Consider the following 12,415-nt stretch of genomic DNA (forward strand, 5'->3'; position numbering starts at 1 on the left):
CACGCCGGCGCGTCAGACGGCGGCGGCGGGAACCTCGAAGACCTCTCCGGGCCTGAGCGCCCGGAAGCGTTCGCGCTCGATCCCGGCCGCATCGAGCGCGGCCACAAGGGCCGCCAGCGGCTCGTCTATGCCTTCGTTGGTCAACCGGAACGTGCCCCAATGATGGCCGGCGACGTAGGCGGCGCCACATGCTGCCATCCCCTGCACCGCCTCGAGCGGATTCTGATGCTGCGGACGCATGAACCAGCGCGGCTCGTAAGCGCCGAAGGGCAGATTGGCGAGACGGATGGGACCGTGTTTTTCACGGACCGCCCGATAGTTGATGGCCTGGTGAAAGCCGGTATCGCCGATGTGGTAGACATTTCCGCCCGGCGTCTCGATGAGAAAGGCTGCCCAGAGCGCCATGCGACGATCACCAAGGCCACGGGCCGACCAGTGATGGCAGGGTTCGCAATGGATGGTCACGCCGTCCGTCACGGCAAGGTTGCCGCCCCAGTCCATCGTCGTGACAAGCGTATCTCCAACCGCCGGCGCGATGATCCGGTCATTGCCGAGCGGGGTGACGATGCGGCAGCCATCCCGGTCGGCGAGCGCCTTCAGCGTTGCAAGGTCGAGATGGTCGTAATGGTTGTGCGTGACGAGCACGATATCGATCTTCGGCAGGTCGGCAAGGCGTATGCCCGGCGGATTGACGCGCTTCGGGCCGGCGAAGGCAAGCGGGCTGGCGCGATCGCTCCAGACGGGATCCGTCAGGATATTGAGGCCCGCGGTCTGGATCAGCAGCGCGGCATGTCCCGCCATGGTCACGACGAGGCGATCGCCCGCCACCCGCGCCGCCGGCACCGCGGCGGGAAAGGGGCTTGGCCAGTCGGCCGGCCAGGCGGCGCGGCCGCCGCCGAACTGCCAGCGCAACAGCTCGAAGAAATTGTTCGGCTCTTCTCCATCCGGGTTGAAGAAGTACGTGCCGTCGAAATGGTCGCTGACAGGGCCGTCATAATAGCGGTTGGCGGCAAGGCTGCGGCTTGCAAAGGCGCCGCCGGCAAGTGCTGCCAGGGCGCCAAGGCTCGACCATTTGAGGAACTTGCGACGGTTCATTGACAAAACATAAGTCCTGCCCGCAGGCGCTGCAATGCGTGACTGCACTCTCTCGGAAATGTGACAGGCGGCCCTCTGCCGGCTGATCCTTGACTTTCCGGCTTCTTTGCTGTTTAAGCCGCGCATCTGCGACAAGTGAGAATGCTTGAAGCCACCGACCGGGACCCATAGCGGTATAAAGAGATCCCGGAGGTCAACACCCGACAGCGCGATGCGCCCTCGGGTGCTTTTTGGCTTTGCGTCTTGTTTTTGTCGGAGATAGCACCGACGTTTCCGCGTGATCGGAAACAAGAAGGAAAACGTGATGTTTGAAACACTCCAGGACCGCCTTGGCTCCATTCTGAATGGACTGACAGGCCGTGGCGCGCTTTCCGAGGCGGATGTCTCGGCAGCGCTGCGCGAGGTCCGCCGCGCGCTTCTCGAAGCGGACGTGGCGCTGGAAGTGGTGCGTTCCTTCACCGATGCGGTACGCCAGAAGGCCGTCGGCGCGGAAATCCTGAAGTCGATCAAGCCCGGCCAGATGGTCGTGAAGCTGGTGCATGACGAGCTTGTCTCGATGCTCGGCTCCGAGGGCGTCTCGATCGACCTCAACGCCGCCGCCCCCGTCGTCATCATGATGGTGGGCCTGCAGGGCTCCGGCAAGACCACCACCTCCGGCAAGATCGCCAACCGGCTCGCGACGCGTGACAAGAAAAAGGTCCTGATGGCCTCGCTCGACACGCGCCGTCCGGCCGCGCAGGAGCAGCTTCGCCAGCTCGGCGTCCAGACCGGCATCGATACGCTGCCGATCATCGCCGGCCAGTCGCCGACCGATATCGCCGCGCGCGCCGTTCAGGCCGCCAAGCTCGGCGGCCATGACGTCGTCATCCTCGACACCGCCGGCCGTACGCATATCGACGAGCCGCTGATGATCGAGATGGCGGAGATCAAGCGCAAGTCCAATCCGCACGAAATCCTGCTCGTCGCCGATGCGCTGACCGGTCAGGACGCCGTCAACCTCGCCCGCAACTTCGACGACCGCGTCGGCATTACCGGCCTCGTGCTCACCCGCATGGACGGTGACGGCCGCGGCGGTGCGGCCCTTTCGATGCGCGCCGTCACCGGCAAGCCGATCAAGCTGATCGGCGTCGGCGAAAGAATGGGCGAACTCGAGGAGTTCCATCCCCGCCGCGTCGCCGACCGCATCCTCGGCATGGGCGACATCGTCTCGCTTGTCGAGAAGGCCGCGGAAAACATCGACGCCGAAAGGGCGGCCGCCATGGCCGCCAAGATGGCCAAGGGCAAGTTCGACCTCGACGACCTCGCCGACCAGCTGCGCCAGATGCAGAAGATGGGCGGCATGGGCGGCATCATGGGAATGATGCCCGGCATGGCCGGCATGAAGGACAAGATCTCCGCCGCCGGCCTCGACGACAAGCTTTTCGGCCGCCAGATCGCGATCATCTCCTCGATGACCAAAGCCGAGCGCGCCAACCCGGATATTCTCAAGCACTCCCGCAAGAAGCGCATCGCTGCCGGTTCCGGCACGGATGCCGCCGACATCAACAAGCTTCTGAAAATGCATCGCCAGATGGCGGACATGATGAAGATGATGGGCGGCAAGAAGGGCGGCATGATGAAGCAGATGATGGGTGGCCTTGCCGGCAAGATGGGTCTTGGCGGCATGGGCGGAATGGGCGGCATGCCCGACCTGTCGAAGATGGATCCGAAGCAGCTGGAAGCGCTTGCCAAGCAGGCCGAAGCCGCCGGCATCAAGCCCGGCAGCCTGCCAGGCCTTGGCGGCGGTGGCGGCCTTCCGGGTCTGGGCGGCGGACGCCTTCCGGGTCTCGGCGGCCTGCCGGGTCTTCCCGGCCTGCCGAAGAAGAAGTGAGGGATTTGAGGCATGACAATCGATCAGAACGTCAAGCAGCAATTGGGGGAATACCGGCAGTCGATCGACAATATCGACGCTGCCCTTGTGCATATGCTCGCCGAGCGTTTCCGCTGCACGAAAGCAGTGGGCGTGCTGAAGGCGACGCATGAACTGCCGCCGGCCGACCCGGCGCGCGAGGAATACCAGATCGAGCGCCTTCGCCGCCTGGCGAAGGATGCCAATCTGGATCCGGATTTCGCGGAGAAGTTCCTGAACTTCATCATCCACGAGGTGATCCGGCACCATGAAGCCATTGCTGCCGAACATGGCGGCGCAAACCAGACTACCGCTTGAAGAAGCGGTCCCTACATCTCAAGGAGAAATGACATGGCACTGAAAATTCGTCTCGCCCGCGGTGGCTCCAAGAAGCGCCCGTTCTACCAGATCGTCGTTGCCGACGCCCGCTCGCCGCGCGACGGCCGCTTCCTGGAAAAGCTCGGCTCCTGGAACCCGATGCTCGGCAAGGACAACGCCAACCGCGTTCAGATCGACCTCGACCGCGTCAAGGAATGGCTTGCCAAGGGCGCACAGCCGACCGACCGCGTCACCCGCTTCCTCGACGAAGCCGGCGTCCTGAAGCGCGAAGCCCGCAACAACCCGGACAAGGGCAAGCCGGGCAAGAAGGCAATCGAGCGCGCTGCCGAGAAGAAGCAGAAGGAAGAAGACGCTGCTGCAGCCGCCGCCGGCGAATAAGCGACTTCTCCACCATTCTGAAGCGGGCGGCGTGTTTCATGCCGCCCGTTTTTATTTTGCTTTTACGCGGTTGCGGACGCAAAACACTCAGGCACTTTTGCTGGAATTGCTCTAGGAGCCTTGGCGCGGACGTCGTATGAGGCTTCATTGAACGCACGGAACGGAGCCATGCTGAAACTGGAAAATCCCGTCCTCATGGGCAGCGTCGGCGCGGCACAGGGCCTGCGCGGCGAGGTCCGTGTCAAATCCTACACCATCGATCCCAGGGCGATCGGCGACTACGGGCATCTGCATACCGAGGACGGCCGGTCCTTCGAGGTGCTTGAGGTGCGCGAGGGCAAGAACGTAGTCGTGGTGCGCTTTCGCGGCATCAACGACCGCAATGCCGCCGAAGCGCTGAACGGCCTCGACCTCTATATCGAACGCGAAAACCTGCCGGACGAGGAACTGGACGAAGACGAGTTCTTCTATGCCGACCTCGAAGGTCTGGAGGCGGTCGACACGGCCGGGCGCAGCCACGGAAAGGTGACGGGCATCTTCGATTTCGGGGCAGGCGATCTCCTGGAACTCAAGGGACCGGGCAAGCGGCCCGTGCTCATTCCCTTTTCCGAAGCCGCCGTGCTTGAAATCGACCTCGAGGGCGGACGCCTGCTGATCGATGCGGTTGCCGCCGGCCTCGAAGACGAGGAAAAGGACGGCCCGGGCAGCCGACGCCGCCGCCCGCCTGAAGAAAACGGAGAATGACGTGGCCTTCCACGCCACCATCCTGACGCTCTATCCGGAAATGTTTCCGGGTCTTCTCGGCCAGTCCCTCTCGGGCAAGGCGCTGGCGCGCGGCGACTGGTCGCTGGACTGCGTGCAGATCCGCGATTTCACGACAGACCGCCACCGAACCGTCGACGACACGCCGGCCGGCGGCGGTGCCGGCATGGTGCTGAAGCCGGACGTGCTGGCCCGTGCCATCGACCATGCCTCCGAGGGCGACAACCGCCCGCGCCTCCTCATGAGCCCGCGCGGACGACCGCTGACGCAGCAGCGCGTGCGGGAGCTTGCCTCCGGCGAAGGCGCCATCATCGTCTGCGGCCGGTTCGAGGGTGTCGACCAGCGCGTCATAGACGGGCGGCAGCTCGAAGAGGTCTCCATCGGCGACTACATCCTGTCCGGCGGCGAGCCGGCGGCGATGATCCTGCTGGACGCAATCGTGCGCATCCTGCCCGGCGTGATGGGCAATGCGCTCTCCGGCGAACACGAGAGCTTCGAGGGCGGCATGCTGGAACATCCGCACTATACCCGCCCGCAGGTCTGGGAAGGACAGGAAATTCCCGGCGTGCTGACCTCCGGCCACCATGCCGCCATCGAGACCTGGCGGCGCGAAGAAGCCGAAAAGCTGACGCGCGAGCGCCGGCCGGACCTGCTTTCCACTCAGCCGGTCAGGAAGTAATAGGCCGTCAGCGCGATGCCGACCGCGACCACGAGCGCGCGGATCACCGGCTGCGCCACGCGTCGCGCCGCCCAGACACCACTATAGCCACCGAGCGCGGCCGCCGGCACCATCACCGCGGCCTGCGGCCAGCCAACCACATTGCCGCTGGCAAAGACCACGATCGCCATGCCGGCGATCACCACCGCGAGGAAATTCTTCAGCGCATTCAGGCGGTGGTAGTCGCCGCCCTTGGTAAGGCCGAGCACGGCGAGCGTCATGATACCCATGCCGGCGCCGAAGAAGCCGCCATAGATCGAGGTGACGAACTGACTGAAGAGACCGAGCGGCGAGACCGGCTTTTCCGGGCTCAGCGTTTTCGGCTTGAGGTAGGGGCCGGCGGCAAAGATCGCGGTCGCGGCAAGCAGCAGCCAGGGCACGAGCGCGCGAAACGACGGATTGGAGAAGGAAAGCAGCAGCAGCGCACCGGCAAGCCCGCCGACCAGCGACAGCGCCCCGAGCAGCAGCGCTTCTTTCCAGTCCGCCCGGATCTCCCTTGCATAGGCGAGCGAGGACGTGACGTAGCCTGGAAACTGCGTGATCGCGGAGGTCGCATTGGCGACGATCGGCGGCAGGCCGATCAGCGTCATCGCGCCGAAGGTAAGGAAGGTGCCGCCACCGGCAATGGCATTGACGACGCCGGATAGAAAACCGGCAACAAACAGCAGTATGGCATCGGCAAACGTCATGAACACTCCCCGTGGCGCAGCCGGAAGCGGCCGCCCTCCCCTCCAGAGCGTGATATCGTGGCGCCGGAAGGCGGGCAAGACCCGAGAAACCGCCGTTTTCGCGTCGATTTTTCGTCGTCGGGGATGACAAGCCCGCCGGATGCGTGTATAGGCCCGCACGGATTTGGGATTATCCCGCCGACCTGCAATCAAAGAATGGCGAATCCGCTCCGTCCGGCAACGGACTAACCTTCGAAGGCATGGACCTTGCAAGGTGACCGTCGAGCGCTCTGGCTGTTTCAGAAAAACCAGAAGGTTAGACCGATGAACATCATCCAGCAGCTCGAAGCCGAACAGGCCGCGAAGATCGAAGCCAAGCGCACGCTTCCGGAATTCTCCCCGGGCGACACCGTGCGCGTCAACGTCCGCGTGACGGAAGGTACGCGTACCCGCGTGCAGGCCTATGAAGGCGTCTGCATCGCCCGTTCGGGTGGCGGCATGAACGAGAGCTTCACCGTTCGCAAGATTTCCTACGGCGAAGGCGTCGAGCGCGTATTCCCGGTTTACTCGCCGCTCGTCGAAGGCGTCGAAGTCGTCCGCCGCGGCCGCGTCCGTCGCGCGAAGCTGTACTACCTGCGCGATCGTCGCGGCAAGTCGGCTCGTATCGTCGAGAACACCGGCACGCGCGCCCGCAAGCTGAACGATTCCGAGCGTCAGGCCATTGCCGAGGAAAAGGCACGCCTGGAAGCCGAAAAGGTTGCAGCAGCCCAGGCGCTCGCCGCTGAAAAGGCCGCAGCAGAAGCCGCCGAAAAGGCAGCAGCCGCTGAAGCCGCAAAGGCTGCGGAAGCCGCCGCCGAATAATCGGCAGCGCATCCGATCGATCGAAGCCGTCGGCATCTGCCGGCGGCTTTTTTGTTTTACGGAAAAGCATTCGCGCGCAAGAGTCATGCTTGCTTGCCCGCCTCAACCTGTGACAGTGTTCCGCTGCCACAATTTCAGGAGCATATTTGATGTTTTCCCGTCGCGCCGTACTTGCAGGCCTTGCTGCCGCTGCGCTCATGCCCGCCGCCGCCTTCGCCTCGGATCTTCCCGATCTTGGCGGCAAGACCGTCGTCGTCGTGACGGAAAACGCCTATCCGCCGCTGCAATTCGTTGATCCGAAGAGCGGCGAGCAGATCGGCTGGGAATATGACGCGATGAACGAGATCGCCAAGCGCCTCAACGTCAAGGTCGAATACCAGAACACCAGCTGGGACGCGATGATCCAGGCGGTCTCCGACAACCAGTACAACATCGGCATGACCGGCATCACCATCAAGGACGACCGCAAGGAGAAGGTCGACTTCTCCGACGCCTATATGCGCTCGCAGCAGTTCATGCTGGTGCGCGCCGACGAGGCTCGCTTCACAGACGCCAAATCCTTCGCGGCGCTGACGGACGGCCTGATCGCCGCCCAGCCCGGCACCTCGCCCTTCTACACTGCCGTCTACGAAATCCTCGACGGCAACGAGCAGAACCCGCGCATCAAGCTGTTCGAGACGTTTGGCGCGACCGTGCAGGCGCTGCAGGCCGGCGACGTCGACCTCGTCCTCACCGACAGCGTCGCGGCCAAGGGCTATGTCGATGCCTCGGGCGGCAAGCTCAAGGTGGTCGGCGAGCCGCTCGGCACGGAAGACTTCGGCTTCATCTTCCCGAAGGGTTCCGACCTCGTCGCCCCGGTCAACGCGGCGATTGCGGCGCTGAAGGCCGACGGCACGCTGGAGGCGCTCAACAAGAAGTGGTTCCTCGATTACAAGATGGGTCAGTAGCGGGCAGCCATGGCGCCCGTTTCCTCTGACGCGGCAAAGGGCGACTATCCCTGGTGGCTGGTCGCGCTTGCCGTGATCGCGCTGGCACTTGCCGGCCTGATCATCACCAACGATCTCTACACGCAGGTGTTCAGCGTCGTGCTGAAGGGGCTGTGGGTCACGATCTTCGTGACCCTCGTCGCCTTCCTGCTCGCCACGATGCTCGGCCTTGGCATCGCGCTGATGGCGCTCTCCGAAAGCAAGCTGCTGCGCCAGATCGCGCGCTTCTACACGGAGGTGATCCGTGGCGTGCCGGTCCTCGTGCTGCTCTTCTACATCGCCTTCGTCGGCGCGCCGGCGCTGGTGGCGGTGATCAATTTCGTGATCTCCCCGCTGGTTTCCGCCGGCGCCGCCGAGCCGATGCTGGTGCGCGACCTCTCCTTGATGTGGCGGGCGATCATCGCGCTGATGATCGGCTATTCCGCCTTCATCGCCGAGGTATTTCGCGCCGGCATCCAGTCGGTGGACAAGGGACAGATCGAGGCGGCCAAGGCGCTCGGCCTGTCGCGCTTCCAGCGCTTTCGCCTCGTCGTCTTCCCGCAGGCGGTGCGCGTCATCCTGCCGCCGCTCGGCAACGATTTCGTGGCGATGGTGAAGGATTCCTCGCTCGTCTCCGTGCTCGGTGTCGCCGACATCACGCAGATGGGCAAGGTCTATGCGTCCGGCTCCTTCCGGTTTTTCGAGACCTATTCCATCGTCGCCTATGTCTACCTGATGCTCACTATCGGCCTGTCACTTGGCCTGCGGGCGCTGGAAAGGCGGCTTCGCCGCCACTGAGGCACGCTCAGTTGCGCGAGAGAATGATCAGGCGATCGTTCGGGCCGAAGGTCACCATGTCCGACTTCACCGGATTGACCACGACCCCGCCCATGTTGCGCGGGTCGTGCCCGACCGGGTTGGCGCGGCTGTAGCCGAGCGCCACCTCGCCGCGGATGAGCGCCGCAAGATTGACGGTATAGAAATTCACCGGCCCGTCGGTGGCGATATAGTCGGTGACAGGCCGCATGTAGATTTCCGAACCATCCTCGTCGAGTAGCTCGCCAAAGATCTGCGCCATCAGCTCGTTTTCCGAGGCCTGCGCCAGCATGAGGCTCACCAGCTTGTTGCTTACGACGAAATCGTCGGCGCGGGTGACGGCGGCAAGGTTGCGGTTGCGCACGTCGATCATCTCGCTGACGATGCCGATATGCTTGTTGGCGGCATCCGCAATCTTGCGCAGCTGCAGCAGCGTCACCAGCGTCGCCGTGTCGGCGGGCTGGGCGGCCATGTGGTCGCTGTAGCCGAGCACCAGAACATGGTCGTAGGCGGGCACGTCGAGCGCATCGAGCGCCGTGCGGTTCGTCGTGTCGAGGACGGCGCAGCGCACCGTCAGGTTTTCCTTGATGTTGGCAATGCCCGCGACCTCCGTGTGCAGATCCGGCGTATTGGCGGCAATCATCAGCTCGGAGCCGGGCGCGACATAGCGCGAAAGCTCCTGCGTGATGATCGACCCGCGCCGGTTCCAGCCGAGCAGCAGCATGCGCTCGGGCACGGGATCGCGGTGGACGTGGTGGCGCACCGCAGCCCGATCGACCGCAAAATCAGCGCCGCGCAGCTTGATCGTGGCGTCGTCCTCGGCAATCAGGATCGCCCGCTCGCCGGCCACGATGACCCGGTTCGTCGGCGGGTTGAGTTGCACGATGCCGGCTGTGTCGCAGATGCCGATCAGCGTCGACGTGTCATAGGCCATGACGGCGTTGCCGAAGGATTTTCCGACGATCTCCGGCTGCTCGACCGCGTAGATTTCCGAACCGTCGAAATCAAGCAGTTCCGTATAGACGGCCGAAAGGCCCGCCTGCCGGCTGGAACTGACGACGATGCGGGAAATCAGTTCGTCGGCAAGCACCAGCTGCAGCTCCGCACCGCCGACGATGCGGGCGACCTCGGCGTTCTTCGCATCGCGGATCTCGGCGGCGATCTGGTAGGGTTCCTTGCGCCGCTCCGGGTCGTTGACGAGGGCAAGCACGGTCTTGATGACCTCGGAATCGGCATAGTCGCTTTCCGGCGACAGCACGATGATCGAGCGCGAGGCCTGCGGGTTGACGATATTGACGTCATAGAGGTCGGTCGGGTCGCCGCTGCGGCAGATGATGCGGGTATTGCCGAGATCGGCGATCTTGTCGGCAATCTCGTCCTCCATTTCCACCTTGTCCTTCGAGGCCATGATGACGATGCGCGGATTGCGGCGGCTCTGGTTGGCGATGACGAGTTCGGAGATGATGTCGAAGATCGACGACGACCAGTTGAAGATGATCGTGTGGTCTTTCTCCAGCACATGCGAACGGCCCTTGCGCAACTCGTCGAGTTTCTCGTCGAGGCCGGAGGAGAGCACGCCGATAAGCGCCGAGAAGACGAAGATGCCGGCGACGGTGACAGCGAGAGAGACGCCGCGGAAGCTCCATCCGGCATCGCCGCCCATCGTGCCGGCATCCATGGTGCGCATCAGCGATTCCCAGGCGCCCTCGATGAAGGAGACGCGCTCGCCCCCCTCCGGTGCTATGCCGGTTATTGCCAGGAAAAGACCGGCGAGAATGATGACGATCAGAGAAATGACCGCAAGCCATCCGATCAGCGCGATCGGCCCCGCCGCCATGCTCCTGTCGAACTGGTAGCGCAGGCGATCCCGCCATGTAATCGTCTTCATAATTTTGCCCCTCAGCCGACGCTTAGCCGGATACGTCTATCGAGTGTCAAATATTCTGGGGCACGGCAAGCAGGCCGCTGAAAATATTCGGCAAGAGCGTAAAATGACGGCGCGGCGGACAACTTGCCCAACCGGCGAAAAATCGTTATATGCAGGCCATGGAATCCAAGTTCGGATGCACGGAAAAGCATGTCGTTGTGCTGCAGGACCACAAGCGCCTGCCGGCACGCTTCTTTGCCCGTGTCTTCGGGGCGCTCACCAGCCGCCCCGCCTGATCGTTGCCGATCCAGCGAGCCCATGGCTTGCCGATTTCCCGTACCCCAAACATGCCAAGCGGATGAAGAGCCATGAGCGCACCCCGGACACTCTACGACAAGATTTTCGACGACCACATCGTCAGCCGCCAGGAAGACGGCACCTGTCTTCTCTACATCGACCGTCACCTCGTTCACGAAGTGACGTCGCCCCAGGCTTTCGAAGGCCTACGCATGTCCGGCCGCAAGGTTCGTGCACCGGAAAAGACGCTCGCCGTCGTCGACCATAACGTCCCGACCTCGCCGGATCGCCACCAGGGCATCAAGAACGAGGAGAGCCGCATCCAGGTCGAGGCGCTCGCCAGCAACGCTGCGGAATTCGGCGTCGAATACTATTCGGAGAAGGACGTTCGCCAGGGCATCGTGCACATCGTCGGCCCGGAGCAGGGCTTCACCCTGCCGGGCATGACGATCGTCTGCGGTGACAGCCACACGTCCACGCATGGCGCTTTCGGCGCGCTGGCGCATGGCATCGGTACGTCCGAGGTGGAACACGTCCTGGCAACCCAGACGCTGATCCAGAAGAAGGCGAAGAACATGCTGGTGCGCGTCGACGGCCAGCTGCCCGACGGCGTTACCGCCAAGGACATCATCCTCGCCATCATCGGCGAGATCGGCACGGCCGGCGGCACCGGCCACGTCATCGAGTTTGCCGGCGAAGCGATCCGCTCGCTCTCGATGGAAGGCCGCATGACGATCTGCAACATGACGATCGAAGGCGGCGCCCGCGCCGGCCTCATCGCGCCGGACGAGAAGACCTTCGAATATATCAAGGACAAGCCGCGCGCGCCGAAGGGCAAGGCGCTGGAAATGGCGCTCGACTACTGGAAGACGCTGTACACGGAGGAAGGCGCGCATTTCGACCGCGTCGTTGTGCTTGACGCCGCCAACCTGCCGCCGATCGTCTCCTGGGGCTCGTCGCCGGAAGACGTCGTCTCCGTCGAGGGCATCGTGCCGAACCCAGACGATATCGAAGACGAGACCAAGCGTTCGTCCAAGTGGCGCGCGCTCGACTATATGGGCCTGAAGCCGGACACCAAGATCACCGACATCGCCATCGATCGCGTCTTCATCGGCTCGTGCACCAACGGCCGCATCGAGGATCTGCGCGCCGTTGCCGCCGTCGTCGAGGGCAAGAAGGTCGCCTCCACCGTCAACGCCATGATCGTTCCGGGCTCCGGCCTCGTGAAGGAACAGGCCGAGAAGGAAGGTCTCGACAAGATCTTCAAGGAAGCCGGTTTCGACTGGCGCGAGCCGGGCTGCTCGATGTGCCTTGCCATGAACGACGACCGCCTGAAGCCGGGCGAGCGCTGCGCCTCCACCTCGAACCGCAACTTCGAGGGCCGCCAGGGCTTCAAGGGCCGCACGCATCTTGTGTCGCCCGCCATGGCCGCCGCAGCCGCGATCGCCGGCCACTTCGTCGACATCCGCACTTGGCAGTGATCACGGGCGCCCTGCCGTCGTGACAGCGGCGGGGAGCACGCTCCCATCCCGGAAGGCGATGCAGGCAGCCTGAACCAGCCCAACAAGCCAGAATGGCCGCCTCCAGAAAGAGGCGGCCATTTTTCATGGGATGGCGATGGCCGGAATGATTGCGGGAATGAACCGCGACACGGCACTCGCCAGACACCCCGGACGTCAAGGAGGCGGAGCCTCAAAACAAAGAAGGCCCCGGACAAACCGGAGCCTTCAAATCACGTCCAGACAGCCCGAAGACCGGGCG

The 12,415-nt window shown here is 63.8% G+C and carries 13 protein-coding genes; 10 read left to right on the forward strand and 3 right to left on the reverse strand.

The window, feature by feature from the left end; all coding sequences use genetic code 11:
* Positions 1-12: 12 nt before the first annotated feature.
* Positions 13-1,095 (reverse strand): MBL fold metallo-hydrolase, encoded by a 1,083-nt coding sequence (locus WA950_RS21080; protein ID WP_424553698.1) that lies wholly within the window; start codon positions 1,093-1,095, stop codon positions 13-15.
* A gap of 304 nt (positions 1,096-1,399) precedes the next feature.
* Between WA950_RS21080 and ffh the strand changes: the two genes are divergently transcribed.
* From ffh to trmD, 5 genes are all read left to right on the forward strand, one after another.
* A complete protein-coding gene (gene ffh, locus WA950_RS21085; RefSeq protein WP_424553699.1) occupies positions 1,400-2,965 on the forward strand; it encodes a signal recognition particle protein in 1,566 nt (521 codons plus the stop codon).
* Between the two features lie 12 nt (positions 2,966-2,977).
* Positions 2,978-3,301, forward strand: coding sequence for a chorismate mutase (locus tag WA950_RS21090; RefSeq protein WP_424553700.1), 324 nt, complete (start codon positions 2,978-2,980; stop codon positions 3,299-3,301).
* A gap of 33 nt (positions 3,302-3,334) precedes the next feature.
* Positions 3,335-3,700, forward strand: a complete 366-nt coding sequence (gene rpsP, locus WA950_RS21095; RefSeq protein ID WP_424553701.1) for a 30S ribosomal protein S16 — start codon at positions 3,335-3,337, stop codon at positions 3,698-3,700.
* Positions 3,701-3,868: 168 nt separating this feature from the next.
* Positions 3,869-4,444: a ribosome maturation factor RimM gene (gene rimM, locus WA950_RS21100; RefSeq protein ID WP_424553702.1), complete on the forward strand. Its 576-nt coding sequence runs from the start codon at positions 3,869-3,871 to the stop codon at positions 4,442-4,444.
* Position 4,445: 1 nt separating this feature from the next.
* Positions 4,446-5,141, forward strand: a complete 696-nt coding sequence (gene trmD, locus WA950_RS21105) for a tRNA (guanosine(37)-N1)-methyltransferase TrmD (RefSeq protein WP_424553703.1) — start codon at positions 4,446-4,448, stop codon at positions 5,139-5,141.
* On the opposite strand, the gene WA950_RS21110 is transcribed toward trmD, so the two are convergent.
* Entirely contained in the window at positions 5,123-5,869 is a 747-nt protein-coding gene (locus tag WA950_RS21110) for a sulfite exporter TauE/SafE family protein (RefSeq protein WP_424553704.1), read from the reverse strand. The two genes, trmD and WA950_RS21110, sit on opposite strands and share 19 nt — an antisense overlap.
* A gap of 303 nt (positions 5,870-6,172) precedes the next feature.
* Here WA950_RS21110 and rplS point away from each other — a divergent pair, with 303 nt between their 5' ends.
* From rplS to WA950_RS21125, 3 genes are all read left to right on the forward strand, one after another.
* Positions 6,173-6,709 carry a 50S ribosomal protein L19 gene (gene rplS / locus WA950_RS21115; protein ID WP_424553705.1) on the forward strand — a complete coding sequence of 179 codons (537 nt, stop codon included), beginning with the start codon at positions 6,173-6,175 and terminating at the stop codon, positions 6,707-6,709.
* 149 nt (positions 6,710-6,858) lie between these two features.
* Positions 6,859-7,656 (forward strand): transporter substrate-binding domain-containing protein, encoded by a 798-nt coding sequence (locus tag WA950_RS21120; protein WP_424553706.1) that lies wholly within the window; start codon positions 6,859-6,861, stop codon positions 7,654-7,656.
* A 9-nt stretch (positions 7,657-7,665) separates the two neighbouring features.
* Positions 7,666-8,472, forward strand: a complete 807-nt coding sequence (locus tag WA950_RS21125) for an amino acid ABC transporter permease (RefSeq protein WP_424553707.1) — start codon at positions 7,666-7,668, stop codon at positions 8,470-8,472.
* A 7-nt stretch (positions 8,473-8,479) separates the two neighbouring features.
* Here WA950_RS21125 and WA950_RS21130 read toward each other — a convergent pair whose 3' ends face one another.
* Complete coding sequence (locus WA950_RS21130; protein ID WP_424553708.1) at positions 8,480-10,378, reverse strand: CASTOR/POLLUX-related putative ion channel; 1,899 nt, start codon at positions 10,376-10,378, stop codon at positions 8,480-8,482.
* Positions 10,379-10,527: 149 nt separating this feature from the next.
* On the opposite strand from WA950_RS21130, the gene WA950_RS21135 reads away from it, so the two are divergent.
* Positions 10,528-10,653, forward strand: coding sequence for a hypothetical protein (locus WA950_RS21135; RefSeq protein ID WP_424553757.1), 126 nt, complete (start codon positions 10,528-10,530; stop codon positions 10,651-10,653).
* Between the two features lie 72 nt (positions 10,654-10,725).
* Positions 10,726-12,135: a 3-isopropylmalate dehydratase large subunit gene (leuC, locus tag WA950_RS21140; protein WP_424553709.1), complete on the forward strand. Its 1,410-nt coding sequence runs from the start codon at positions 10,726-10,728 to the stop codon at positions 12,133-12,135.
* Positions 12,136-12,415: the final 280 nt, after the last annotated feature.

It is taken from the genome of Shinella sp. (genome assembly GCF_049651085.1).
GTDB lineage: Bacteria > Pseudomonadota > Alphaproteobacteria > Rhizobiales > Rhizobiaceae > Shinella.

Excerpts from the sequence above, each read along its gene's own strand:
- WA950_RS21110 (WP_424553704.1), bottom strand. The coding sequence starts at position 5,869 with ATGACGTTTGCCGATGCCATACTGCTGTTTGTTGCCGGTTTTCTATCC.
- ffh (WP_424553699.1), top strand. The coding sequence starts at position 1,400 with ATGTTTGAAACACTCCAGGACCGCCTTGGCTCCATTCTGAATGGACTG.
- WA950_RS21120 (WP_424553706.1), top strand. The coding sequence starts at position 6,859 with ATGTTTTCCCGTCGCGCCGTACTTGCAGGCCTTGCTGCCGCTGCGCTC.
- rimM (WP_424553702.1), top strand. The coding sequence starts at position 3,869 with ATGCTGAAACTGGAAAATCCCGTCCTCATGGGCAGCGTCGGCGCGGCA.
- WA950_RS21130 (WP_424553708.1), bottom strand. The coding sequence starts at position 10,378 with ATGAAGACGATTACATGGCGGGATCGCCTGCGCTACCAGTTCGACAGG.
- rplS (WP_424553705.1), top strand. The coding sequence starts at position 6,173 with ATGAACATCATCCAGCAGCTCGAAGCCGAACAGGCCGCGAAGATCGAA.
- leuC (WP_424553709.1), top strand. The coding sequence starts at position 10,726 with ATGAGCGCACCCCGGACACTCTACGACAAGATTTTCGACGACCACATC.
- WA950_RS21125 (WP_424553707.1), top strand. The coding sequence starts at position 7,666 with ATGGCGCCCGTTTCCTCTGACGCGGCAAAGGGCGACTATCCCTGGTGG.
- WA950_RS21080 (WP_424553698.1), bottom strand. The coding sequence starts at position 1,095 with ATGAACCGTCGCAAGTTCCTCAAATGGTCGAGCCTTGGCGCCCTGGCA.
- WA950_RS21090 (WP_424553700.1), top strand. The coding sequence starts at position 2,978 with ATGACAATCGATCAGAACGTCAAGCAGCAATTGGGGGAATACCGGCAG.
- WA950_RS21135 (WP_424553757.1), top strand. The coding sequence starts at position 10,528 with ATGCAGGCCATGGAATCCAAGTTCGGATGCACGGAAAAGCATGTCGTT.
- rpsP (WP_424553701.1), top strand. The coding sequence starts at position 3,335 with ATGGCACTGAAAATTCGTCTCGCCCGCGGTGGCTCCAAGAAGCGCCCG.